Source organism: Caballeronia mineralivorans PML1(12) (assembly GCF_001028175.1).
Taxonomy (GTDB): Bacteria; Pseudomonadota; Gammaproteobacteria; order Burkholderiales; family Burkholderiaceae; genus Caballeronia; species Caballeronia mineralivorans.
In genome coordinates this window covers 1-25500 of sequence record NZ_AEJF01000043.1, presented here as the reverse complement: position 1 = coordinate 25500, position 25500 = coordinate 1, and the positions used below count along the sequence as shown (strand labels likewise).

The window sequence follows — 25500 nt, the reverse complement described above, 5'->3', positions numbered from 1 at the left end:
TCGCCCGGGCGCGGCTAGCGATCTTCCTCTAGCGCTTTCAAATGGGCCTCGCCTGCGTCTTTAGCAGCAGCGCGTGTTGAGTAGGTCTCGTCTGAAACGAGCGCACGCTTGACGTTTTGTGCCGTGAAGTCAACCAGCGTGATGACCCAGACATACTCGCCAGCCTGCTCGGCCGTTTGCACGAAGGCGCGTACCGTGTCTCTGTTGTCTGCTTTCATCGTGAACTCCTGAGGAAAGATCGCGCAAAGAGAACTGCTCGTGTACCCGGTGGCCGGGTTACGGCAGCCTGGCGATAATCGGGCTGAACTCGTTCTTCGTAAAAGCACGCAACGACTGTGTCCGGACATTGCCGGCAGACCCCAGCGCGGCACCGAATGCAGCGAGGCTTTCGTCATCCGGTGCCTCGATGATCGTAACAATGTCGTAGTTGCCCAGCGTCCAATAGATCTCCTTCATCTCGCAGCCAAAACCTTTCGCCATTTCCGCCGCCTGACCGGCCCGTTGCGGGCTGTTTTTGACGGAGCGGATCCCTTGATCCGTAAATTGTGCAAGAACCACGTAAGTCGCCATGACGATTCCCCTTATGATTGAAACATGTCGGGATTCAAACGCGCTAGCGATGTCACGAACGCCACACTGATACGGTGAGAACCGTTTCGCGCGTAGCTTAATCTTAGACAATGGAATCGAATGCGATGCGCCGTTTTCCGGCCTTCGGAAAAGTGTTCGCCGTAAGCGCTTAATCAGCGAGAGCGTCTAGTTCGGATTCAACGCGGTTGCGCCCTGCCCGTTTTGCCCTATAGAGGAACCGATCGGCACGTTTGAGCAGTTCGTCTACCGTAGTGCGGTTTGAGGGATCCGAGGGAACGGCGACGCCAAAGCTCGCGGTCATCGTGATGTCAAGTCCGTCAGCGTTGACCGCCGTTCCCGCGATACGCCGCCGAAGCCGATTCGCGATCTCGACCGCGCTGCAGACGTCGTTCACGTAGGTGAACAAAGCAAATTCCTCGCCTCCAATTCGCGCAAAGATATCCGCTGGCCTGCAGAGCTCCCGGCACGCTTTGGCAAGCACCTGCAGCGCGTGATCGCCGGCTGCGTGGCCATACGTATCGTTGATCTCCTTGAAGTGATCGATATCAAACATGATCAAGGCAGGAGTCGCGCCGTCGATGCGTGCCTCTCTCAACGCTATGTGCGCCTTGCGAAGAAATGCGCGTCGATTCAGCATGCGCGTCAACGAGTCCGTATCAGCCATGATCTCAAGGTCGCGAATCAGAACGTCGCGCTCTCGCTCAAGGCTCAGCTTTGCGATGCTGTTCGCCTTGAGCACCGCGATAGCACTAAAGAGCCCCAGTATTTCGTCCCGGTTGCTGGCCTGCGGAACGGGTGTCGTAAATTTTCCCTCGGCGATCTCCTTGATCACGGTAGTCGCTTCGACAAACGGCTGGACGAAACGCCGCCGAAACACGCTGCTGGCCGCGAGCAATGCGCCCGTGAGAAGCATCGCCGCGAGCACCGCAACTCCCAGCAGCAAGCGCGCTTTGTCGCGGTGATCCAGCACATCGCTTTCGGCGAGGCTCAGCACCTCGTCGCGGTAGTCGGTGATAGCGGCCATTGTCGGCACATAGCTCGCCGCGAGTTCCGCGGGCGATACGCCGGCGCCGCCCGGTCGCATCGCAGCCTCCTGAATCCCGCTGAGATAAGCTGTCCCGGTCCCGAAGTACTGCGTGTTCATATTCTCGAACGCGTGAGTGATCAGGGCGGGGTGATTCCCGACCCTCGCCCCGATCAACTCGCGTAATGCATCGATACGCCCTCGGGTACGCTCGAGCGCAAGCAGTTCCGCGCTGGTCAGCGGCCTGTTTACGCTCAAGGCAGTTGTGAATCCCGATCCTAACTGGCCAGCCTGCTCCCGCAAATCGGCGCTCAGACGGGCAATTCCAAGGCAGTTGACCGAATCCGGATCACCTCGAACGACAGCGCTTGCGCTGCTAATGACACTCGACCCGAACCAGGGGATCACATCGATCATCTGCCTGACCGCATTGGATATTGCTAACTGATCGCGCCGCTCCTTGGGCAGATCGACGACGGCATCGACTTCCTTGCGCGCAGACGCAAGCCTGGCGCGAGCTGTTTCAACACTCTCCCTCGCGGCTGCACAGTCGTTGCATTCATGCGGATCGAGTTGGGCGAGCAAATTCGCGATCCGGCGGTCGCTCTCGGCCCGGGCGGACATCATCCGGCTGCGCGCGGCAACTGCGGCTTTCGCGTCCGCGCCCAACGCTCCGTTGGTGGGTCCCCGCTCCGCCGATACTTTTTCCATCGCCTGCAGAGTCGCGCGAAACTGCTCAAACGCACGCGTGGCAGCCTCCGCTGCAGCATAGGCCTGCCATTGATGCACAACTAACCCGGCGGCCAGCAAGATCACCGGCAGCAATAAAGTGGCTGCGCTCAAGTTGATCCGCCGCCTGATCGACGTTTCGCGCGCGGGTGTTTTAATCATTGCAATTGAAAAACGGGACACTGATGAATAGCTGCTTGCGGGACGGTGATTGGGCTAAGGCAGCTCAAGGAAGAGTTAAAACATCATTGGCTGCGCTAATCGAGGTTGATGTAAAACATTAAGAATACCGGTCCTCGCATGTCCATGGAACCCTTGTATTCGTATGATATTTGCTTGTGTTGCAGCGCGATGTTGCGATTCTCTCTATATTGCCGGTCCATTGCGCATCAAACGGGACAACAGAGCATCTGTTAGTCGTATAACGGCAGAATCTCGAATTTGTTTAGGTTCGGCAGGGCGTCGCCATTCGGATGCCGAGGCGTCGTGCCAGCCAGATAGGGAAAATACCGCATTTGAACCACCTCCCGTCTACTCCGAAGGCAGGGAGGCAAAGGAAGGTGTGCGTGCAAGCCTTCCGGCAGTTTCTGCTACGAGACTGTCGTGGCCGCGATGAGTATTCAAGTATTGAGCAGGATATCGAATCTATCGCGACTTTATAATAGCGGCATTATTCTTACGGGATGCTTAGCCCGCTGACGATAATTGCATTCGAAGGATTTAAAAAAAATCGGCTATTCAGCGTGTCCTTAAGCCACAGATAAGCTCGTTATCCTATTCTCTCAATGCGCGCACGAGTAATCCACGAGTAATCCGTTACCGCTTTCAAATGGAGATCGAGCATGTTGTCTCACATCACTACCCGTAACGTTCTGGCCGTCACCACGCTGACCGGCATTATCGCCATCGCTCACACCATCACGTCACACGGCAGTAATACGAGTGCTACCGAACTGGGTCTGGAGCCCCTGACAACCAGCGCAGTCGCATCGGCCGCGAACGCCGGCAGCGCCCCCATGCATCCCATGCAGCTTGCGGTATCGCTTGAAGGGTTCGATTGGCAAGCGCCTTTACCGCCACAAAATCAGCCAAAGCGCGGCTAGCTCCGTCTAAACGCGAGCCGGCTTATTTATAGGGCTGGTACCGTTGATTAATCAGCAGTCAGGATGCCAATCCTGCACGGTGGTAGCGTTGGGCCGTGACAGACGGAAGCGGTCGGGCAATAGATCTATCGCCCGGTCGCTAACCGCTATGGCATTTAAAAACGCGCGATCGTTTTCTCGCCGCTACCTCATTCATAAATGCTTCATTAGGGGCTAATTTTATTACGGATTTGACCCCGCATCTTTATCGGAAGTAATTCAAACCTCCACCATTTCTCCTTCTTTTGTTCACCATCAGTGCTTATTGCTCGACTACGATCTGAGTCTGCCGATCGTGACGTCCAACCCGATCCATCAGTAGTCGGTTCCGGAGAGCACATGAAAAGTACTTCGAACGTACAGGTAACGGTCTTCAGCGTCTTCCGTAGTGTGACGGACCCACTGCACAGCGATCCGGCAGTGAAGCGCGACATCCCCGAACACCCGTGCGTTTCGCTCTGTCGGCAACCACTCGCCGCGCGCTTTGACATGCGGCACCCATCGGTTGGAACCACCCGCTCACCGGCGCTCTGAGCGAGGGCCGCATCGCCCACTCCGATACGCGACAGACACCCGACCATGACAATACTCCAGCCAGCGTTCTCAGCGTCTCCAGTCGAGCGCCCCTTATACGGCATGTTCGATCACTGGATTCGAAGTTTGTCCGCGCGCCTGTGGTTGACCAGCGTTGCTGCGCTCGCGGTCTGCATGACTCTGCTGGCTGCCGTTGTCATCTACGCGTTTAATCACTTTCCTGAGCAGGCACTCGGGCGACACGAACAAATAGAAAGAGCTGAGGATGTGGCGAACGGGCTTAACTTTGACGACGCCGGCCGTCCAGTCTCGGTACAACCTCCCCAGGAAACGGCGTGGCTGTTCGAGGCGGTGCCCACCGAACTAAAGTATCGTGTGCTCAACGAGCAGGGAGGCGTGTTGTTCGCGTCGGGCGACGCACAGGACCGTAGCCCGTGGATTGCCGGGGATCCTTTCCATGCCGCGGGCAAGGTCGAGCAGGTAGCGATCGGCAGCAAACCATTTGACGTCGTGACGCTTCGGATTCCGCACGGGCATGACGTGTTCTATGCCCAGACCGCCATGAGTGCGCGCCTGGTCGACGCCATGATTGGCGCGAAGGTCAAACAGATTCCGGCAATCGTCAGGGTTACGATCTTTGTTGCGACGGTCATCTTCGGGCTGACGCTGACCTTGACCTTGCATCGGGTACTCAAGCCGCTCAGGGAGGCGTCGGGCGCCGCTGCGTTGATCACACCGCGCAACTTGACCGCGCGCCTTTCGCCCAAGGGCGTTCCAAGCGAGCTCAAGCCGCTGCTCAATGCTTTCAACGAAGCACTCGGCAGACTTGAAAACGGTTTCTCTGTCCAGCAACAATTTCTTGCGTCAGCCGCACATGAACTTCAAACGCCGCTCACATTGATCCGCGGTCAGATCGAGCTGCAACCTGAAATCAAGCATAGAGAACTGCTGTTTCGCGAGGTCGATCTGATGGCCCGGCAGGTTCGACAGTTGTTGCATCTCGCCGAAGTCAGCGAACCGCAGAATCTCAGCTTTGGCGAGGTAGATAGTGTTGACGTCGCGCAGGACGTCGTGGCGTATCTGTCACGCAAGGCCAACCGGCGGCAGGTGAAGCTTCAAGTTCAGGTGCCGGTTGCGCCGGCGTCGATCTGGGCAGACAGGAGCGCGTTGTTTATCCTGCTCAAGAATATTGTTGAGAACGCGATCAATGCTTCGCCGCCCAATAGCGTCGTGTCGCTGATCGTCGACAAGGCCTCGATTCAGGTTCAGGACCAGGGACCTGGCATCAGCCAGGACCACCTTCCGTTCCTCTTCAAGCGGTACTGGCGTGCTCCGGATAGCAGCCACGAGGGCGCGGGCCTGGGACTGGCTATCTGCAAGGAAATAGCGACTGCTCACGAATGGCAGTTGACCGTAAGCAGCCTGATTTCGGGAACCAGATTTACTGTGTGGATTTAAACCCGCGCAGGCTGCCCGCTGCTCGAAGGCCGCCTCGCCGTTGACGACTTGCTCGGACGAGCACGCGCGCCGCGGTGTGAAGACGAGCGTCTTCAGCCGCCCCTCGTTCGTTTCGCGCCCCCTTACTGTGCCGAAATGGCTGCAACCCCAGTCTTCCACCCGGTTCGTTGCTCGACCCACTCCGCCAGATCGAGCAGCGCGACATCGCCATTCGCGGCACCGACAAGCTGCGCACCCAGCGGCAAGCCCATCGGCCCGAAACCGGCCGGCACCGTAACGGCCGGCACGCCCAGGAACGTCCACGGAGCGCAGAACGACGCATCGCCCGTGAAGTCAAGCCCACGCGGCGGCTCGCCGCTCGCCGGCGCAACCAGCAACGCGTCGAGCGCCATCGTCTCCCTGAGCCACCGGTCGAACCGATGCGCCATGCGCCCCTGCAGAACCTTGGTCATTGCATAGTCGGTCGCGGGCAGCGCACGCCCTTGCGCGACCAGTTCGCGCATCGGTGCGCTGACGAGTTCCGGCGAACGGTCGACGAGTTCGCCGTGCGTAATGGCGGCTTCAACCCCCATTAGCGTCAGCGCGTGGCGCGGGGTATCGAAGATCTCTGCAGGGAGATCGACCATGACGATCTCGGCGCCATCATGGGACAGGCGTTCGGCAAGCGCATCGAGCGCGGCTTGCTGTGCGGGCTCGAGCGCGCCGCCCGCCTGTTTCGTCAGCATGCCGATACGGCGTCCCGTCGCCTTTTCGACCGTGACCGTGCCCGGGACATGCGACGCGTGCGGATCGCCGGCGTCGGTGCCAGCGACGAGCCTCAGCACGTAGGCGGCATCCGCGACGGTCCTCGCGAACAAACCGACATGGTCGAGCGACCATGCGAGCGGCAATACACCGGTCCTCGCGATGGTGCCGTAGGTCGGCTTGAAGCCGACGACGCCGCAATAGGCGGCAGGACGAATCACCGACCCCTGCGTCTGCGTGCCGAGCGCCAGCGGAACAATGCCTGCGCTGACCGCTGCCGCCGAGCCACTCGACGATCCGCCCGGCGTGTACGCGCTGTTCCACGGGTTGACGGTCGGCCCGGGATGGCGGAAAGCAAACTCGGTCGTCACCGACTTGCCGAGTATTGTTGCGCCCGCTGCGCGCAGGCGCGCGACCACGCATGCATCCTGCCCGGGACGCCGTCCTGCATACGCAGGCGAGTTGAACTCGGTAGGCATGTCGGCGGTATCGATAATGTCCTTCACCGCAACCGCTACCCCTGCCAGTGCCGCTTCAGCGCGGTTGACAGGCGCAGTGTCCGGCAAATACTGGAATGCGTGCAGCTCTGCTTGCGACGCTTGCGCCGCATCAAAACTTTGGATAACGAACTGTTCGGGGCTGCTCTCACCTGAGGCAACAGCGGCGCGAATCTCGGCAATGGTCGGGCAAACGTAGGTCATGAATTTATTTGGCAGCGAGTGCGGGTTGGATATAGTTACGCGCAATAAATGTATCGTATTTCGGCTGTTGCTTCAGGTTGCCGAGCGCGATCTGCGTGTCCATTGCGACCGTGAGCGCCTTCGGCGTGATGTCGACGTTCTTCGGATAGACACCATCGGCAAGCATACGCTTGACGGCAGCGTCGACCACCGGCGCGTCGAGCGTCGGAAATTCCTTGCGGGCGATTGCGGCCGTCTCTGCCGGGTTGGTCTGCATGTAAAGAAGCGCGTTTTGCAGCCCCTTCACGAAACGCGCTGCGGAATCCGGATCGACGCTGCGCTTCGCCGTAATCGTCGAGAACGCGTATTCGCCATACAGCTTGGGAAAGCTCAGCACGACCTTCATTCCCTTGGCGACGGCTTGATCGAGACCCGGTTCGTACATGACGGCAATCTTCGATTGCCCCGCCACGAGCGGTCCGATCTCGGAACCGAGCGGAACCTGCACCAGCTTGACGTCGCTCGGCGACATGCCGTTCTCCTTCAGCGCCCTGAAGAAGAGCGAGGTGCTGGTGGTCGGCATCTGCCCCGACACCACCACCTCGCCCTTGACGTCCTTGATACTGGTGAATTTCACATCGGGAGCCGTCGCGATCCACACCGCAGCACCATTCACCACGTTCGCGATCACGTCGACGTCGGCGCCCTTCTCAGACGCCACCGCCGTCCACTCCGGACCATGCAGCGAAAAATCCGCGCTGCCCGACAGGACCGCAGATAACGCCGCGCTCGGACTGCCGGCCGTCTGCTTGGTCACGTCGAGCCCTTCCTTCGTGAAGAACCCCCCGTCGATAGCGACATAAAGCGGCAGATAAAGCATCGACTGAAACGCCTGCGAGATGGTGACTTTCTTGTCTGCGGCGAGCGCCGTGGTTGAGACCGACGCCGCGGAAAACGCAAGCGCCGTCGTCAGTGCGGTCAGCATTTTTCTTACGGATAGTGCCATCGTTATTTCCCCGATCAGGTGATTCACTAGTCGTTCAAACTTTCAGCGTGTTGGTATTCGACGCCTGGCGCCACGGCAGCAACCGGCGCTCGATGAGGTCGATCAGAAAATAGAGCACGAAACCGATCGCCATCAGGACGAAGAGCCCTTCCCATACCGTGTTGAGGTCGTACAAGCTGGATGCCGTAAAGATCATGTGCCCGAGTCCGTGTTCGGAGGAGATGAACTCGCCGACCACCGCCCCGACGAGACCAAAGCCGACGTTGATGCGAAACGTCGAGATCACGTACGGCAGCGTGGACGGCACGACCACCTTCGTGAACACATCGTTCTTGTTCGCACCAAGCGTGACGAGCAGAGCCTGCAGGTCGGGATCAGCGTCCTTCGCCGCTTCGTATGCCGCGATCAGCGCGACGATGGCAGTCAGCGAGATCGCCAGCGCGACTTTCGATATCAGCCCGGTGCCAAACCAGAGGATCACGATCGGCGCGAACGCGATCTTCGGCACGCTGTTGATCGCGACAATAAACGGCTCGATCAACCGCGCAACGAACGGCGAATACCAGAGCGCGAGACCACATACGGAGCCCACCGCCGTGCCGAACACAAAACCCAAGATCGCTTCGAATAGCGTGTAGCCGGTATCGGTGAATAGCTGACCGGAATGGGCGTCGCGCACGAGCGCATCGAAGATCTTCGCCGGCGAGCCGACCAGGAAGTTCGACACCCAGCCGAGCCGCGCGGCGCCCTCCCAGATAGCGAAGAACGCGACCACGGCGGCGAGTTGCAACAGAGAGCGGCCCCAGCCGCTATCGAGCGCCCACTTTTTAGCCTGCGCCTTTTGCGCTGGCCGTGCGATGGAAACGGATTGCGTCATGCTGAGCCCGCCTCGGTCTGGATATCGAGTTCACCGCACAGGGCGTGGAAGTAGCCGGAGAAGTTCGGATCGCTGCGGGCGCCAATTGGCGAGCGCGCGGCGATGTCGATGTCGTAGATCTTCTTTACCTGCGACGGCCTGCCGCCGAGCACGACCACGCGCTTGGACAACGCCACGGCTTCGTCGATATCGTGCGTAACGAGCACCACGGTCTTGTGGAAAGTCTCCACGGCTTCCATCAACACGCCTTCCAGATAGAGCCGCGTCTGGTAGTCGAGTGCGGAGAACGGCTCATCGAGCAGGATGATGTCGGGATCGTTGATGAGCGTGCGGATCAGCGCCACGCGTTGGCGCATACCGCCCGAGAGCATGCGCGGATAGGCGTTTTCGAAACCCGCGAGGCCGTAGGTGTTGAGGTATTCCATCGCCGTTTCGCGGGCCTGCGCAATCGGCATGCGGGATAGTTCCGGGCCGATCAGCACGTTCTGCAAAACGGTGCGCCACGGCAGCAACAGGTCACGTTGCATCATGTAGCCGACCTTGCCCCGCAAGCCCTCGACCGCCTGCCCACGATAAACAATATCGCCACTGTCGGCTTCCAGCAAGCCGGCGATCACGTTAAAGACTGTTGTCTTCCCACAGCCTGACGGACCGATGATGCTCACGAAATCGCGTTCGTTGATATCGAACGTGAGCCCCCCCAATACATCCACCGTGCCCTGCTTGTTCGAAAACGATTTACGGATGTTGCGCAATGCAAGCTGAACTGACATGCGAATTCCTGAGTGGTGATCCAGATCACACGCGCTGCGCGGCCAGAAAGCGGCTGCGCATTGGCTTGAGAACGGCGATCGCGAGTACGGCGGTGGTTATATCCAACGTAATGGCCGTGCCGAACACGGGGACCCAACTTCCCGCATGCTGGTGCATCAGCGCGGCGAGCGGTCCACCGAAGATCGAGCCGATGCCTTGCGAGATGTAAAGCCAGCCGTAGTTTTCCGTGGCGTGGCGCGTGCCGAAGGTATCGGTGAGCGTGGACGGAAACAGCGAGAAAATTTCGCCCCAGCCAAAGAACACTACGCCGGACAGCAAGACGAACAGGACCGCGTTATCGCGCGTGATCAGCCATAGCGCCATCGCGATACCTTCGAGTCCGAAGGCAAAGCACATGGTGTTCTCGCGGCCAAGCCGGTCCGAGACCCAGCCGAACAACGGCCGCGTCAGCCCGTTCGTCAACCGGTCGATGGTCAGCGCCAGCGGTAGCGCAGCCATGCCTAACACGAGCACCTTGGTCACGCCGAAATCGGCGGCGAACGTCGCCATCTGCGAGGTCACCATCAGGCCCGAGGTCGACATCATGGTCATCATCAGGAACATGAGCCAGAAGATCGGGCTCTTCAGCGTCTGCGACGGACGCAGGCCGGCCACCGCGGCTTGCGTGGCGCTCGCCGCAACCGCTTCGTGCGAAGGCGGCACGCGCAAGCCTTGCGACGCGAGCAACCCGACCACCGCAAAGGCGATGCCGAAGGTCAACATGGTTGCATCCACTCCGCGTGCCGCCAGCGACGAAGCAATCGGAAAGGTCGTGACGATCGCTCCCATGCCGTAACCGGCTGCGACCGCACCCGCTGCGAAGCCGCGCCGGTCAGGAAACCAGCGCACCATCAAGCCGACTACGCCGACATAGACAATGCCGGTTCCCAGTCCGCCGACCACGCCATAGGTCACGTAGAGCATGGGCACGCTCTGCACCATCGACGCCAGCACCCAGCTCATGCCCGACAGCACGGTTCCGATCGAGATCAGCAAGCGCGGCCCGAAGCGGTCGATCAGCTTGCCCTGGAACGGCGAAAAGAACGTCTGCAGGATGATCAGCAGCGAGAACGTCACTTGCAGCTCAGGCAGCGCAATGCCCAGTTTCGCCGCGAGCGGTTTGGTCATCAGCGTCCAGACGTATTGCGGACTCGAGATCGCCATCATGCAGACCAGGCCGAGGCCGAGCTGAAGCCAGCGGTTATGTGTCGTGGCGGTCGACAGCTTCTCGATACCCGGCGTATCGATGGCTTGCGAGCGAGTGGTCATGGTAATTCTCCGTATCTGAAACAGTCGTCAGTCGATGTGCGGAACAGCGGAAAAGGCCGCGCCAGCCCGCCACCCCGGCCGGACTCGTTTGCGTTTTCTGGAAAAGGTGGGCGGCTACCAGCCGGCCGCCGCACCGTCGCTGCGCGGGTCGTAGCCAGCCTCGAACGATCCATCGGGATACCGAACTATTGCGCCGGCATGCCCCATTGCCTCGTCGTAGGCCTGCATGATGTCGACTTCATGACCAAGCGCTGCCAGTGCCGCCACCGTGGCGGGCGCGAAACGCGCCTCGAGCTTGAGCGTGTCCGTCGTCTGTCCCCACGTGCGGCCAAGCAGCCAGCGCGGCGCGTCGATGGCCGCCTGCGGATTCCAGCCAAAATGGGCTATCCGCGAGAACACCGCGCTCTGCGATTGCGGTTGCCCGTCGCCGCCCATGTTCCCGTAGACCATCGTGCGGCCATCGGAAAAACGCGCGAGTGCCGGGTTGAGCGTGTGGAACGGACGGCGTCCCGGCATCAGTGAATTCAGCGCTTGCTCATCGAGCGAAAAACTACATCCGCGGTTCTGCCAGTTGATCCCCGACTTCGCCAGCACCACACCGCTGCCGAACTCGTGATAGATGCTCTGGATGAAGCTCACCGCCACGCCGTCTGCGTCCATCGTGCCGAGCCAGACGGTGTCTGCCGGTCCGGCACCGCGTCCCCAAGGTGCAGCTCGCGTCATTGAAACGCGCGCGGCCATCTCGTCGAGCGCAACGGGATCGAGGAGCGTGAGCGGGTCGATCTGCATGTGATCGGGATCAGTGATATGCCGATCGCGGATGTGGAATGCGAGCTTGGTCGCCTCCACGCACGCATGTACGAACTTGGGACCGAGCGGGTCCATGTCTTTCACTGACACCCGGTCGAGGATGCCCAGGATCAGCAGCGAAACAAGGCCTTGCGTAGGTGGTGGCATGTTGTAGACCGTGCCGAGCGAGTGCACGAGCGCGAGCGGCGCGCGCAGGCGGGCTTGATGCCGCTCGAGATCCGCGAGCGTCAGCAGGGACCCCGCCGACCGCAGGTCGCTCGCCATGCTGCGCGCCAGATCGCCACGATAAAAATCGTCGAAACCGGCATCGGCAAGTTGTTGCAGCGATGCTCCCAGACGGGGCATGGCGAAGCGCTCGCCTGTCACGGGCGCGCGTTCGCTCGGCAGAAAGGTATCGGCGAATCCGGGGATCGACTGCAACTCGGCGCGCTTGGCCGCCACACATTGCGCCTGGCTGCTCGTGACTGGCACGCCGTGCTTTGCGTAATGGATGGCGTCTTCCAGCAGGCGCGCAGCCGGCAGCTTGCCGCCAAGCGTGTCGTTCGACCAGCGGTGAGCGAGTTGCCAGCCGGACACCGTTCCCGCAACCGTATTCGCGGCCAGTGGACCGCGCGTTGGAATGGACGTGAGCCCACGCGAGCGATATTCGTCGATGCTCGCCGCCATCGCCGCCCCACCGCACGCCTCGATGCCAACCGGTTTCTCGCCAGGGCGCGAGATCAGCCAGAAGCCATCGCCGCCGATGCTGTTCATGTGCGGATAGACGACCGCGATCGTCGCGGCGGCGGCGATCATTGCTTCGACGGCGTTGCCGCCCTCCCGCAACACTGCTAGCGCGCTTTGCGAAGCCAGCGCATGGGGTGCGACGGCCATGCCGCGCACGCCACGTACACAATTAGGAAAGTCAGGGGACATGCTTGGTTAGAGGAATTTGCTTGTATACATACTTGTCGACTACGCGAAAAGCATGCCAAGCAGCCCGCTGACCTCAGTCGCTTGCTATAGGGGGATTCCGGAACCGGCACGCACGGCCGGCATGCCGCTAGGTGGTGCGGCGTATCCGCGGTGGTGCATACGGCGCACTGTCCGGCTTCATTGCAGTGCGTGCGCTTTGCAGCCGATGAACCGTCAGGCTGCGCACTTCAGCCTGGCTGCCTTCAATATGTCGCGCTATAAGCGCGGCGCTTCGCTCGGCCTCGCAGCGCCGGATGGCGCCGAGGATAGCGACGTGTTCGTCATACGTAACGTCGATGCAGTTGCCGTAGACGAAGTCGAGCCGCCGCACCACGCGGATACGATCGGTGACGCGCTGCATGGCGCTGGTCAATTCTTCGTTGCCCGCGGCGCAGACGAGCGCGTGATGGAACGCTTCGTCGAGCGCGGCGACCTCGCGGCCGTCGCGGACACGTCGGGACAATGGCACGTTCCACACGCCCTCAAGCTCGTCGAGCATCTGCAGGACGACGCCGGATAGCGGCGTTGCTTCGCTGACGAGTTTGCTGATTGCGAAGGTTTCAATCAGCTTTCGCATCTCGTAGAGATCGTCGAAACGCTTGAAATCGATGGGTACGACCTCCCATCCGCCCCGGACATAACCCTGCATCAGACCATCGCTTTGCAGGCGTTGCAGGGCTTCGCGGGCGGGTGTGCGAGAGACGTCGAAACGCTCGGCTATGCTGCCCTCAGTCACGCGGTCACCGGGAAGCAAGCGCATTTCGAAGATGTCGTCACGCAAGCTGAAATAGACGTGCTCGGCACGCGACGCCGAGCGACTGGGCAATGGCAGCGAGTAGGGATCGATAAGGGTGTCGGACATGATGGCGGAAGCTTAGCAATAAAAGCTCGCCACGAAAATGGGCGTTTCTCACGCGCCAAAACGTCGGACCCGGGTAAATCGACATTCGATAGGTAAGGCAAAAAAACGGCCGTGCCACCTGAAGCCTTGGCAGCATCCAAGACGAATTTGTTATTCGGTCAGAGGCGAGAGACCAGTGCTACCGGCGCCACAGACTCTCTTGGACGCTCGTTGCTAATCCGCTAGCGCACTAGCGGATTAGCAACGCTCACAAAAAATAAGCTTCATTTATTTAGCTTAGCGCGTCTGTCACTGATTTATGCCGAGCATCCGTCGAGCCGCTGCCTCAGCCAGCTCCAATGCAGCTTCAGGGGTATTCATCGGCCGGCCGCAACCGCGTCCTGTGATTTGCTCCAGGGTCTTTTTGTCGCGTAACGTTGTCACGCGGACCGCGCCTTTGAACATCTGGCCCGGGGATGGCTGGACAATAGCCTCAACGGTCGTGTTTCCCTTCGTTTGTTTGAATGCCATAACATCTTCCATAGGTTATTGCGGAGCGGTTGACGACGGCACGCTCCGTAGAATTCAATCACCTGCGCTTGTTGAGCACGCTTGCTGTTTCGAGGCGTTTCGGAGCTAGCGGCGCTCAGTGTGCTTTGCCGTTGATTGCCAGTCCTGCCGGCCGCGCTTCAAAACGGCATTGAAGATGTGCCGGGTAATCCGCGTCTATCTCTCGTACCAGGCGGTCGATCTCACGCCTGAGTGCATCGGTGCGTTCGACGCCCAGCAAGTATCCGGCTTTTACCAGACCCTCGCCAAACTTCTCGACCATGAGCGCTGCAAGCGCTGGCGTTTCTGCTCCGCGCGTTACATCGTGCACGCGATTTCCTGCGTATCGTTGAATTTCTTCAATCAAGGCCCCAATGTTATCGGTCATAGTGCTGTCCGCTTTTCGACTATTTAATAACGCTAAGACGTGACCGCATTGCCTTAGCGGCGATGGCGACCGTCTTTTATTGGTGACGTCCGCCAGACCCATTTTGTTCGTCTGCTATTGTTCGCCTTCTCCGATAATTACCGTGTCGAAAGAACGCTGGCGGGCGTATATATGTTGTATAAAAAGTTGTGTCAAAACGAAGGGGCGTTCGCGTCGGGGATGTTGGAAAACGCAATGATGACCGGCGAGAGGAGACGGCGGCATGAGTGCCTGAAGCCTGCAGCGAACACGCATGCTGGCGAAGAGATATCCACTTGAAGACCCTCTCGAGCAGCGTTCTTCGTGGTCTTTCCTGTGGTCGCCGGGACCTGCGGGAGGCCGGTGCAGAGGGCGCCAGGTGCGCCTTCACGACAACCACCAGTCTCATCAACTTCACGACTCCAGAGTCGAGTCGCTAAACAACAAAATTGTCAGAGCGGCTGAATGTTTGACGCTTGTTTGCCCTTCTGCCCCACTTTGACTTCAAAGCTGACTTTCTGCTTCTCTTGAAGCGACTTGAAGCCACTCGCCTGCACTTCCGAGTAATGCGCGAACAAGTCATCGCCGCCGTCGTCGGGAGTGATGAAGCCAAAGCCTTTCGTGTCGTTAAACCACTTTACAGTACCGGTTGCCATGATTTTCCCAGAGCTCATAAAACGCCACGTATCGACTACTTCTCTATGCGACCAACGTCACGTGGCCCCACGCGGTCGCACTATGTTGGTTGCCTTTCAAGCAACGACCGCTTGCATGCGGGCGCATATTTCCAGGCCGACCCTCAATCGCTCAGTCAATTCCTCTGAAGCTTCCATGATCGGCATCCGTGTCTCTTTGCTGATCAACCCGCGGACTGACAGCGCGGCTTTGACGCCAGCGGGATTGGGCGCGTCGAATAGAAGGTTGATGACCGGACGAAGAGAGTCGAATAGCGCGATCGCCTCTTCAGACTTCTCCGACAAGACACGCTCCTGAACCTCCTCCAGTGCGTCAGCAAAAAGATGCGCACTCGCCAGGATTCCCCCGGTACCGCCTACAGTCAGGCAGTCGAGGAATGCGTCGTCATTGCCGCATAAAACGCTGATCGGCAATCGGCAAAGGTCTCGAAAGCGTTCTGGCACACACGCTTTGATTGCGAGGATATTCGGGCATTCAATCAGCCGCTCAACCGTGTCCGTCTCGATCGAAACACCGGTTCGATGCGGGACGTCGTAAAGAATGATGGGTCGATCGGTGGCCTGCGCAACTTGCTCGAAATGCCATTGAACACCGCGCTGATCCGGACAAATGTAAGCCGGGGCGGACACCAGGTATCCCCCAATGTCCCATCGGGCGAAACGGTGAATCTCGTGGAGCATGTCTCGCGTATTGAGCCCGCCTACGCCGACCACGACAGTCAGCCGCGTTCCGACGACTTCCAGCAACGCCTGTAGAACCGTCAGTTGCTCGTTGTGGTCGAGTAACGCCGCTTCCCCGGTCGTTCCCAATGCGACAAACCCGCTGATTTCCTCGTTCAGATAACGTTCGGCAAGACGCTGCAGTGCATCCACGTCAACCTGACCATTCCGGAACGGCGTGACAATTGGCAACCATATTCCTGAGACCATGATCGCCCTCAATGAATGTGGCGACTGAACACGCCAAGCGGCGAATAGAACAGCCGTGGAGCGTTGCGTCGCGATGCCTTCAATGCCTCGTCGACCGCGCGTTTGCGGATTACCGGCAAGGCTGCGCGATTAGCAGCTAACGCGAACCTTTTGCCCCATTGCATCCGGGCAACGACTTGTGCAAGTGCCATGTTCATTTTGTTGCGACTTCCATAGGATCGAACGAAATAAAGCGTACACAAAGCCGCGTAAACAAAGTGTCTAGATCAACGCATCACGCATATAAATGTGGCTTCATACAGAGGGACCGGTACGAACTCGCTTACTGCCTGCGGTCCACAACCTTATGCAAGCCAAGAGCCCACGCGATCAACTCACTATCCGCCCCCGGTTTCCCGACGAGTTGCACCCCGAGCGGCAAGCCATCCTGGCTCAACGCGGTGGGCAAATGAATGCACGGCCACCCGAGCAGCGACCACGCTTTATTGAAAGCCGCCGCCCCGGTCGAGTGAAGCCCTGCCGGTGCAGGACCGAGGGCACTCGATGTCAGGACAACGTCCGCATCGCCGAAATAGTCGGACCATCGCGAGCGCTGCGCTTGCTGCCACACTTTCATTTCCCGATATATCTGGACTGGCATGGCCAGCCCTTTGTCGATGGCTTCACGCAAAGGCCGGCTCAGTTGCGCGGCATGTCCCGACGCCACGGGCAACATGCTGCGCGCCAATTCGTAATGCATGATCACGGAATGCGCTTCGAGCAATCTGGCCGCATCCGCTATTTCAGGGACTGGCTTGATCGTCGACATTTCGCCTAACGCAAGGCGAGCATCGTCAAGAACAGCTTGCGCGGCAGGCTCGAGCACATGGCACGGATTGCCCTCAAGAAATCCTATCTTGATCGTCTGCATGTATTCGCCCGAATACAGCGAAGCTGGCGCATCAGCGAGCAGCACTTGCGCGACGCGGGCCACGTCGGCTACATCGGCCCCATACCAGCCGATAACATCCAGCGACTCGCACATCACTTTCATGCCGTCGCGTGCGAGCGCACCGAAGGTCGGTTTGAAACCGACAACACCGCAGAATGCCGCGGGCCGGATCATCGATCCTCCCGTTTGCGTTCCCAGCGCCACCGGCACCATGCCCGCGGCCACGGCGGCAGCCGAGCCACTCGACGAACCTCCCGGCGTACGTCGAGGACTGGCGGGATTGCGGGTGGGTCCCGGCGTGACATAGGCAAATTCGGCCGTCACCGTTTTTCCGACCGGCACCGCGCCGGCGCGCCGCAACAATGCGACGCAGGAAGCGTCGAACTGGGCTGGCGCAGTGGTGTAGGTCCCGGAGCCGCATCGGGTTGGCATGCCCGAGACGTCGATGACGTCCTTCACCCCAAACGGAACGCCCGCAAGCGGACCCGATGCGGCCTGCGGCGACGGCGCGACAAGCTCGGTCCCAGTCGCCAGATGCGACCATGCGCGCAACTCCGGCTCCCGAAGCGCGATGGCAGAAAGTGCGTTGCGGGACGCGTCGAGTGGATTGTCGATTCCGGCTAACGCCCGCTGTGAGATCTCGACAACAGAACGACCATGCGGTGGTATTTTCATCGTGAATCCCTCGTCGATCGATGCCGGAAACGTCCGGTGTGAACGCTTCTTTTAACTCCGCTCTGCGGCGCCAAAAGGAAACGTCTGCAACCAGTGATGCGCGATGTCTATGCGGCGGCACATCCAGACATCGGTACGCCGCACGAGGCTGTCCAGCAGCCGCTCGAGTCCTGCGGCACGGCCAGGATGACCGATCAGACGGACATGCAAACCGATTGACATCATCTTGGGCGTTTGCGCGCCTTCGCGACACAGCATCTCGACAGCGTCGTTGATGAACGCGAAGAAGTCGTCTCCGGTTGCCATCGCGCCGCGCGCGAACTTAACGTCATTATTGGTGAGGCTGTACGGAATCACCAGATGCGGTTTTTGCTGCACAGTCGTCCAGTACGGAAGCTCGTCGTTATAGGCGTCGGAATCGTAGATGAAACCACCATGCTCGACCAATAGCTTGCGGGTGTGAACGGTTGGCGCATAACGGCAATACCATCCCGCCGGCGGCCGTCCGGTGGTTTGGATGATCGAATCGAACGCGCGCCTGATTTCCTGCGCTTCCTGCTCCTCGGTGAGATGTTGTGCCCGGATCCAGCGTCGGCCGTGGCTGCAGACGTCCATGTCGCTGTCACGAATAAACTGGGCGAATTCGGGATTGCGCTCCAGCGCCTGCGAGCAGGCGAATGCCGTGGCGGGCAAGCCGCGTTCTTCCAGCAGGCGCAGCACACGCCAGATGCCGACCCGGCTGCCATATTCGAACATCGATTCCGCTGCGAGATCGCGGCCTTCGAAGCCGCCTGATCCACCTTCGGCCAGACCGCTTTCAGAGTGGCCATCGCCATCCGGGAACGACGCTTCCGAGCCTTCCTCGTAGTTGACGACGATATTGACCGCCAGCCTGGCGTCCTTAGGCCACCGCGGGTCAGGCGGATGACGCCCATAGCCGGTGAAGTTCCGTTCGAGGTGATCGTGCTGGTTGTTCATGATGTGCCCCTGCTCGATAGATCGACGATAACCGGCTGGGCCAGTCTCGCAAAGAGGGTGTCGCCGTGGCCGCTGTCCGCCATGATCACCGCAACCTCGTTGATGTCGTCGAGTGAAGTGAACGCGAAATGCCAGACTGAGCGCCGGTAGCACACGCCTTGTCCACCCTCACTGGTGAAGGCGCTAAGCGTACGAGGGTCAGGAAGACCATCGTCGCCGGACAGAGCGACCGCGATCAGATACGGAACCTCACGCATCGGAATGAATGTCTGAGGGGACCGCGGATGACACTCCATCAAATCGATCACGATCGAGCGGGTCGGGCTGGGTTGCAAACAGTTGACCCAAAAACGCGGGGTAGTGCCGGCGTCCAGTCCGGCGAACGGCGTCGAAAAATCGCGCCGCCGCTGGTTAGTCTTGTTCTCGAGAACGTCGCCGTACAACTCGAACGCGTCCGCGCTCAATGTCTGCGCGTCGAGGTAATGTAATGTGCCTGACATCGTCATATCAAACTGCCTTCAGCAATGCACGTCGCGATGCCGCGAACATGGAAGTCCGGCCGAATAGTGCCGCCAGCACCGTGCCTAAAATCAAGAAGCCGGCAAAGATCCACGCCGGCATGGCGAACCCGCCGCTGACCTGGCGACTCCAGCCCAGCAAGCTCGGCGCGATGACTCCGGACAGGTTCGCCAGCGAGTTGATGACACCTATGGCCACGGCAGCCTTGGTGCCGGTCATCAGTTCGGATGGCAGCGTCCAGAGCAGCGCATTGGAAGCATAGACACCCATCGCCGCGAGGCACAGGCCGATCATGGCGGCCCAGTGCACAGGCAGCAGCAAGCCAAGCGCGACAAACCCGATTGAGCCGAACAGCGTCGCGGTGAAAAGGTGCGCGACGCGTTCCCGACGCGTGTCGGAATGGCGTGCCCAGGCCACCATCGCAATCACGCCGGCCAGATACGGTACGGCACTCAGGAAACCGACGGCCGTGTTGCTGTAGCCAAAGCTCTTGATGATCTGCGGCAGGAAGAACGCGATACCGGTCGTACCGAACACAATGCAGAACAGCGTGCCGGCAAGCAGCAACACAGCGGGATTGGCGAACGCGGCCGACAGTGGATAGCGCACTTCCGAGTCCAGTGCGCGGCGCTCGCTGTCGAGCAGATGCTCCAACCGGTCCTTGTCGTCCTGGCTCAGCCACGTTACACCGGCGGGGTGATCGGCCAGCCGCCACAGGCATACGACGCCAAGCGCTATGGCCGGAATCGCCTCCAGCAAGAACATCCATTGCCAGCCGCGCAGGCCGGCCGCGCCATTCATGCGGTCGAGAATCAGTCCGGAAATTGGGCCTCCGATCAGGCCCGATAACGGGATCGCGACAATAAAAATACTCGTGACCCGCCCTCGATAACTCGCAGTGAACCAGCGGCTCAGGTACACCACAATCCCCGGGAAAAACCCGGCTTCAGCCATGCCGAGCAGGAAGCGGAGCAAATAAAAACTCCTCTCGCCGGAGACGAACATCATGGCGCCGGACACTAGACCCCACGTGATCATGATGCGCGCGATCCACAGCCGCGGACCGATCTTCGAGAGCGCAAAATTGCTTGGCACTTCGAACAGAAAGTAGCTCACAAAGAACGCGCTCGCGCCGATTCCATAAGCAACGCTCGACAGCCCGACATCCGCATTCATCTGCAACGAGGCGAAGGAGATATTGACCCGGTCGACGAACGCGACGAAGTACAGCAGCATCAGGAATGGCAGGATTTTCCATGCCACTCTTTGCATGACCGCTTCATCGGAACCTGAAACATTGGCGTGTGCGACTGTGTTCATGAGTTGTCCCGGTCCAGGAGATTGTGCCGTCAACGCGCGCATCCCGGTCTTCGGTTTGCGGATAACGGCTGGACCCATTATTGAAAGCGGAATTACAATAATCAACTATAGAAAATTAATCGGAACATATAAGAAAAGGTTATCGTGAACTCGAGACTGCTTGGAATCTTCAGGGCCGTAATGACTTCGCAGACTACGGTCGGTGCGAGCCGCGTGCTCGGCATTTCGCAACCGGCTGTCAGCAACGCGCTCGGGCAACTGGAGTCGGAACTCGGCTTTCGGCTGTTTAATCGCTTGGGAAATCGCCTGGTCCCGCGCGAGGAGGCGAAGACGTTGTTCAGTGCCTCGGAAGCCATGTTCATGTATTCGGAGGCGCTCGATCAGACGGTCGAGGACATCAAGGAGAATCGCCTCGGACATGTGCGTGTGAGCGCCACGCCGCAGCTTGGTCACTCAATGCTTCCCCAAGCAATCCAGCGCTTCATGGTCGGCAAGCCCGAGGTCAAGGTAGTGTGCGACGTCGTCGATTCATACAAGGTGATCGAGAGCGTCGAAGCGTTGGCGGCCGATTTCGGTCTAGCCATCGCCCTCGAACCCGAACTGAAGCACGCTCTGCAGATGGTGAAAATCGCCTCGATCGATATGGTTTGCGTCGTGCCCGCGGGACATCCGCTTGCGCGGCGCAAGCGCGTTGCTCCGGCCGACCTCAAGCCGTATCCGCTGATTGGCCTGTCCAGTCTCGCACGCGTCAGTTCGCTCATTGCCGCCGCATTTCGCGACGCCGGTGTGCCGTATCGCGTGGCGGTCGAGGCGCGCTATTCGGAGACCGCGTGCATGTTGGTCGGTGCCGGCGTTGGCGTGGCGGTAGTCGACGCGTTCTCCGCCATCGCGCACTCCAGCCAGCAGCACATTGTCGCGTTGCCGTTTCGCCCCAAGACCACCATCGATGCCTGGGCGGTCTATTCCAAGGACCGGCCGCTATCGCGGCTCGCCGAAGCATTGCTGGAGGAGACGCAGAAAGCAGTCAAGGGTTTCCTGCGCCAGCCGGACCGTCACAACTGAGCCCCTACCCTCTAAACCGCAACAGCATCTTGCAGCCTGGCTGGTTATCCCCGATCTCGAAGTCGGCCCCATGCATGCGGGCAATGGCAGCGACAAGGCTCAGGCCAAGACCGTGCCCTGCCGTCATGTGCGCTTGCGCACCCGCGCTCCGATAAAACGGCCGAAGCACCGCTTCGCGCTCGCCCACATCGATACCCGGTCCGGTGTCTGCAATTTGCAGCGCGGGAAAGCCGTTGTCGTGCCAAACCTCGAGCGTTACTTCCCCACCCCTTGGCGTGAACTTCAGCGCGTTGTCGAGCAGGTTCTCGATCGCCCCGAACAACAGGTCGACATCGCCGATGACTTCGACCGATACAGGCGCATGCACCTTCATCGACAAGCCGCGATGCTCGGCGAGCGGCTCGTAAAGTTCAACCACGTCGCGCAGCACGGTATGCAGCGAGATCGAACCAAAACTCGCGCGCCGTCCGCCTGCCTCGATCTCTGCAATTCTCAGCAGGGCCGTAAAGCGATTGAGCACCACATCCGACTGCTCGATCGCCGTATCGATTGCGCCTGCATAGTCGTCGACCGTATTCGAGCGGCGGCGCGCCCGTTCGAGCCCGCCACGCAGACTTGTCATCGGCGTACGCAGATCATGAGCAATGCCGGCGCACACACCGCGGACCTCGCTCACGAGCCGCTCTATTTCATCGAGCATCGTGTTGACGATTCCCGCGAGCCGGTCAAGATCGTGGTTGGTATGACGCGTAGGCAGGCGCCGGTCTAGTTGGCCCGCCATGATTTCACGGCTCGTTTCGCTGATGGCGCGAATACGCCGGTTCGACATCCTGTTCAGCGCGGCGCCGCAGCCGACCGCAAGCAGGATTGTCAGCGCGAGACCCGTGCATAGCGTTGTCACCAGCGTGCGGTCGAACACGATGATCTCGTCGATCGAATGCCCGACGACGATCCGCAGTCCGCTTTTGGTCGGCACAATGATGCCGCGATATTGGCTCATCACCCGGCTGCGTCCCTCGCGGGTCGCCTGCGCGTAGTCAAATGGCTTACCGTCTTTTTCCGCCGGAAGAGTATCGACGTTGCCCGCAAGCCGCCTGCCGTTCCCGTCGAAGAGGCCATAGGGCCGGCTGTCCGCAACGTCGCGCCGGCTCAGTGCACTGATGGTCGCGATGGCTTCGTCACGGCCGAGCGATTGAAACTCCGCCACCTCTCCGTTCAGGCGTTCGTCGACCTGGTGAAGCAGGTAACCGCTGGTCAGCCAGTAAAGCAATGCGAACAGCGCTATCGCCGAACTGACGAATACCAGCAGCAGCCAGCCGATGCTGCCCGGATGCAGGCGCGCCACGCGACTACTCCGAGGCCTGGAGAATATAGCCGACATTACGTACCGTATGGATCATCGACGACATGCGCCCGTTGAGGCTGACCTTACGGCGCAGATGGCCGATATGCATGTCGATCACGTTGGTCTGCGCATTGAAATGGTAGTTCCAGACCGACTCGAACAAGAGGGTGCGGGTGACGACCTGACCGGCATGCCGCATCATGAATTCAAGCAAACTGTATTCACGCGGCTTCAGGTCGAGTGTCTGGCCGGCGCGTTGCGCCCGGTGCATGCCGGGGTCGAGGATCAGATCGCCGACACTCAGCATCGAGGGTGCCGCCGCCGACGACGATTGGCGACGCAGCAGGACATTGAGACGCGCGGTGAGTTCGAGACTGTCGAATGGCTTGGTGACGTAATCGTCGCCCCCGGCGCGCAAGCCCCGCACGCGCTCATCGACTGCTGCGAGCGCGCTCAGGATCAGCACCGGTGTCCGCCTGCCGATGTTACGCAGCGTCGACAGGATCGACAGGCCGTCTATATCAGGCAGCATGCGGTCGAGCACCACCGCGTCGAACTCGCCGTCGATCGCGCGCAACAAGCCGTCATGTCCGGACGACACGCACTCGACGTCGAAACCATAGTCTTCGAGCGCTGCCCTGACTTCCAGCGCCGCACTCGGGTCGTCTTCGACGACCAGAATGCGGTACTTCCGTCCGATCGAGCGGACGATGGCCTGTTCACTTGCCAAGCGATTGTGTTCCAGGTTGAGCCTGCGCTACTTGCCGAAGCGGGTTCCAGCTCCCGTCCGGCAGCACCGGCGTGCCTTCCTGCGCGACAGCCTGGAGTGCATTGACCGGTAAGCCGAGCGCGGCGAGGATGGTTGGCGCGACCTGCGTAGTCGACACAGGATAAGTCACCTGTTGTCCCTGCGCGGCGAGATGCGGATTCGACACGAGTAAGGCAACGCGCGTGTCGTCGTCATGGAATCCCCCATGTTCGGCTAGTTTGCCATCGCCAGGTGGCGTAAATATGACACCGTTGCGGGACACGACAACAATATCCGGCGTACGGCTGTCTCGCGATGGCGAGGGAAATCGCAGTGCCAGGCGCTCGCCGCTCACGACATCGGCAATGCCGAGCGTGTCCGCATTCGCTCGCAAGGCAGCGCTCACCGCGGGGGTAGCCGAGGTGTTATTCAGCCAGATCAGCGCGCCGTAATCGGTGGTCAACTGAGCAAGCGCACCCGGTGCGGCCTTGTCGACCACGCTCTCGAGTTTCCGCACGTCGATCTTGTTGAGCAGGCTGGTATCGATCGGGCCATTGCCGTGCTTGGCCGTCACAATGATCAACGTGTCGTCACGCAAGCCCTGCCGTTCCAACTCGCTCACGAAGCGCCCGATCAACTGGTCGGTATGTCCGATCGCGCGATCCACACCCGCTGTCAGATCACCATCCGCGTTCTTATACCCGTAGATTTTCTGCGCGACGTTGACCGCCTGCAGGTTCAGGCCGAATACGGTCGGAACAACTGAGCGCTTTTTCCCGTCGTGCGTCAAACCGTCGATCTCGTTGACTATCACCCGCCCCTTCATGTCGTCGTAGTCCTCAGTGCGGGGAAGCGAACCGGTGATCTCCTTGGCTTTGACGTTGCTGAGACCTTCGTAATTCGCCCCGATCTCCGGCAGGAACAAGTCGTCGACACCCTGGCCCGAAGGACCCTGGACGAGTTCGTAGGTCGGATGTTTATCGGTCCAGGCGGTATAACCACCAGCCGCATGCACCGCTTCGAAGATCGTGTTGACGCGCAGGTAGCTGTGGGGATAAACCGGCACGCAACCGTGCACCGGATCACGAGGCAGCTTGGCGGGGTCGATCATGTCATGCCCATCGGCTGCAGCCATATCGAGTGACTCGTCGTAGCGAACGCGTGCGCCGAGCCGGCTGCAATCGCTGCCCGGCGCAGCCAGCGCGCGGTCGTACGAGTCGTCGTAATAGACGCCCGTCACGGCCGGTGTGCCGCCGGTTATCAGGGCCATCAGCCCAGGGAACGAATCGGCGGGAGCAACGGTATGGGCGTTGGTGTAATCAACGCCCTGCTTCAGAAGGCTCGCGAGCGTGCTGTCCGGATGAGCATCGACGAAATGCGCGAGATCGCCCGTGTGCAGACCATCGACACTGATCAGCAGGACGTGGCGCACGGGCGCGTCGGGCGGCAGCGACGCCGCTGGTGCAGCAGCGGTCGCGGCGGCGACGGTGGACAAGCCCAGCAAAGCTGCAATAACGGAGAGTGTTTGTTTCATTCGTTAGTATTTAGATTGAAGGTTACCCAGAGTTGTTCGTTCAGGGTTTTGCCCATCTGGGCGGGTTCGGGTTTCGGATAAGCCGCATCCCTTACGGCCGCAAGCGCCGCGCGATCCAGCAGTCCACTACCGCTCGACGTGACGAGCGTGATGTCGGATACGCTGCCGTCGCGGTACCGGAAACCAACCCGCGTGCGGCCCGCCATGCCGGACATGCGCGCCGACTCCGGGTAATGAAGCGCCGCCTGGATCGCGGCACGCATGGCGTTCTCAAAGCTCGGATTGGGGGCTGCAGGCGCCGCTGCGGGCGTCGCAGGAGGCGGCGGTGGAGCTGCG

The 25500-nt window shown here is 60.2% G+C and carries 25 protein-coding genes; 3 read left to right on the top strand and 22 right to left on the bottom strand.

From position 1 onward, the window contains the following. Positions 1–14: 14 nt before the first annotated feature. From EOS_RS05315 to EOS_RS05305, 3 genes are all read right to left on the bottom strand, one after another. Complete coding sequence (locus EOS_RS05315; RefSeq protein WP_047845553.1) at positions 15–218, bottom strand: hypothetical protein; 204 nt, start codon at positions 216–218, stop codon at positions 15–17. 58 nt (positions 219–276) lie between these two features. Further along, positions 277–570, bottom strand: a complete 294-nt coding sequence (locus tag EOS_RS05310; RefSeq protein WP_047845552.1) for a GYD domain-containing protein — start codon at positions 568–570, stop codon at positions 277–279. A 169-nt stretch (positions 571–739) separates the two neighbouring features. After that, complete coding sequence (locus EOS_RS05305; RefSeq protein ID WP_235442709.1) at positions 740–2458, bottom strand: GGDEF domain-containing protein; 1719 nt, start codon at positions 2456–2458, stop codon at positions 740–742. A gap of 728 nt (positions 2459–3186) precedes the next feature. Between EOS_RS05305 and EOS_RS05300 the strand changes: the two genes are divergently transcribed. Both EOS_RS05300 and EOS_RS05295 read left to right on the top strand, forming a co-directional pair. Beyond that, positions 3187–3447: a hypothetical protein gene (locus EOS_RS05300; RefSeq protein WP_047845551.1), complete on the top strand. Its 261-nt coding sequence runs from the start codon at positions 3187–3189 to the stop codon at positions 3445–3447. A 618-nt stretch (positions 3448–4065) separates the two neighbouring features. After that, positions 4066–5478 (top strand): sensor histidine kinase, encoded by a 1413-nt coding sequence (locus EOS_RS05295; RefSeq protein WP_235442708.1) that lies wholly within the window; start codon positions 4066–4068, stop codon positions 5476–5478. Positions 5479–5600: 122 nt separating this feature from the next. Here EOS_RS05295 and EOS_RS05290 read toward each other — a convergent pair whose 3' ends face one another. The 15 genes from EOS_RS05290 to EOS_RS05215 form a co-directional block, all read right to left on the bottom strand. After that, positions 5601–6923, bottom strand: a complete 1323-nt coding sequence (locus EOS_RS05290; RefSeq protein WP_047845549.1) for an amidase — start codon at positions 6921–6923, stop codon at positions 5601–5603. A gap of 4 nt (positions 6924–6927) precedes the next feature. Next, the gene (locus EOS_RS05285; protein WP_053063759.1) at positions 6928–7908 is read right to left on the bottom strand and encodes an ABC transporter substrate-binding protein; all 981 of its coding nucleotides are present in this window, start codon (positions 7906–7908) and stop codon (positions 6928–6930) included. 34 nt (positions 7909–7942) lie between these two features. Beyond that, a complete protein-coding gene (locus EOS_RS05280; RefSeq protein WP_053063758.1) occupies positions 7943–8785 on the bottom strand; it encodes an ABC transporter permease in 843 nt (280 codons plus the stop codon). Then, the gene (locus tag EOS_RS05275) at positions 8782–9558 is read right to left on the bottom strand and encodes an ABC transporter ATP-binding protein (RefSeq protein WP_047845547.1); all 777 of its coding nucleotides are present in this window, start codon (positions 9556–9558) and stop codon (positions 8782–8784) included. The genes EOS_RS05280 and EOS_RS05275 overlap by 4 nt, the downstream gene beginning before the upstream one ends. Positions 9559–9583: 25 nt before the next feature. Next, positions 9584–10867 carry an oxalate/formate MFS antiporter gene (oxlT, locus tag EOS_RS05270; RefSeq protein ID WP_047845546.1) on the bottom strand — a complete coding sequence of 428 codons (1284 nt, stop codon included), beginning with the start codon at positions 10865–10867 and terminating at the stop codon, positions 9584–9586. A 114-nt stretch (positions 10868–10981) separates the two neighbouring features. Continuing rightward, positions 10982–12550, bottom strand: a complete 1569-nt coding sequence (locus tag EOS_RS05265) for a gamma-glutamyltransferase family protein (RefSeq protein ID WP_087881881.1) — start codon at positions 12548–12550, stop codon at positions 10982–10984. Between the two features lie 169 nt (positions 12551–12719). Continuing rightward, positions 12720–13493: a GntR family transcriptional regulator gene (locus tag EOS_RS05260; protein ID WP_047845544.1), complete on the bottom strand. Its 774-nt coding sequence runs from the start codon at positions 13491–13493 to the stop codon at positions 12720–12722. 625 nt (positions 13494–14118) lie between these two features. Further along, entirely contained in the window at positions 14119–14409 is a 291-nt protein-coding gene (locus EOS_RS05250) for a hypothetical protein (RefSeq protein ID WP_047845542.1), read from the bottom strand. 470 nt (positions 14410–14879) lie between these two features. Continuing rightward, on the bottom strand, positions 14880–15083 hold the full coding sequence (locus EOS_RS05245; protein WP_047845541.1) for a cold-shock protein: 204 nt from the start codon (positions 15081–15083) through the stop codon (positions 14880–14882). A gap of 96 nt (positions 15084–15179) precedes the next feature. After that, positions 15180–16052, bottom strand: coding sequence for a 4-hydroxy-tetrahydrodipicolinate synthase (gene dapA, locus EOS_RS05240; protein ID WP_047845540.1), 873 nt, complete (start codon positions 16050–16052; stop codon positions 15180–15182). 8 nt (positions 16053–16060) lie between these two features. Further along, the gene (locus EOS_RS05235; RefSeq protein WP_152693079.1) at positions 16061–16243 is read right to left on the bottom strand and encodes a hypothetical protein; all 183 of its coding nucleotides are present in this window, start codon (positions 16241–16243) and stop codon (positions 16061–16063) included. Between the two features lie 131 nt (positions 16244–16374). After that, on the bottom strand, positions 16375–17658 hold the full coding sequence (locus EOS_RS05230) for an amidase (RefSeq protein WP_047845538.1): 1284 nt from the start codon (positions 17656–17658) through the stop codon (positions 16375–16377). Between the two features lie 51 nt (positions 17659–17709). Continuing rightward, complete coding sequence (locus EOS_RS05225; RefSeq protein WP_047845537.1) at positions 17710–18636, bottom strand: polysaccharide deacetylase family protein; 927 nt, start codon at positions 18634–18636, stop codon at positions 17710–17712. Then, on the bottom strand, positions 18633–19136 hold the full coding sequence (locus tag EOS_RS05220) for an ureidoglycolate lyase (protein WP_047845564.1): 504 nt from the start codon (positions 19134–19136) through the stop codon (positions 18633–18635). Before EOS_RS05220 ends, EOS_RS05225 begins: the two co-directional genes overlap by 4 nt. Positions 19137–19143: 7 nt before the next feature. Further along, a complete protein-coding gene (locus EOS_RS05215) occupies positions 19144–20475 on the bottom strand; it encodes an MFS transporter (RefSeq protein ID WP_047845536.1) in 1332 nt (443 codons plus the stop codon). A 144-nt stretch (positions 20476–20619) separates the two neighbouring features. Between EOS_RS05215 and EOS_RS05210 the strand changes: the two genes are divergently transcribed. Beyond that, on the top strand, positions 20620–21537 hold the full coding sequence (locus tag EOS_RS05210) for a LysR family transcriptional regulator (RefSeq protein WP_047845535.1): 918 nt from the start codon (positions 20620–20622) through the stop codon (positions 21535–21537). A 4-nt stretch (positions 21538–21541) separates the two neighbouring features. Here EOS_RS05210 and EOS_RS05205 read toward each other — a convergent pair whose 3' ends face one another. From EOS_RS05205 to EOS_RS05190, 4 genes are all read right to left on the bottom strand, one after another. Continuing rightward, positions 21542–22882: a sensor histidine kinase gene (locus tag EOS_RS05205; protein ID WP_053063756.1), complete on the bottom strand. Its 1341-nt coding sequence runs from the start codon at positions 22880–22882 to the stop codon at positions 21542–21544. 4 nt (positions 22883–22886) lie between these two features. Then, positions 22887–23612, bottom strand: a complete 726-nt coding sequence (locus tag EOS_RS05200; RefSeq protein WP_047845534.1) for a response regulator transcription factor — start codon at positions 23610–23612, stop codon at positions 22887–22889. Further along, positions 23602–25164: an alkaline phosphatase family protein gene (locus EOS_RS05195; protein ID WP_053063755.1), complete on the bottom strand. Its 1563-nt coding sequence runs from the start codon at positions 25162–25164 to the stop codon at positions 23602–23604. The genes EOS_RS05200 and EOS_RS05195 overlap by 11 nt, the downstream gene beginning before the upstream one ends. Continuing rightward, a partial coding sequence (locus tag EOS_RS05190; RefSeq protein ID WP_047845561.1) for a TonB family protein occupies positions 25161–25500 on the bottom strand: 340 nt, incomplete at its 5' end. The genes EOS_RS05195 and EOS_RS05190, both read right to left, overlap by 4 nt.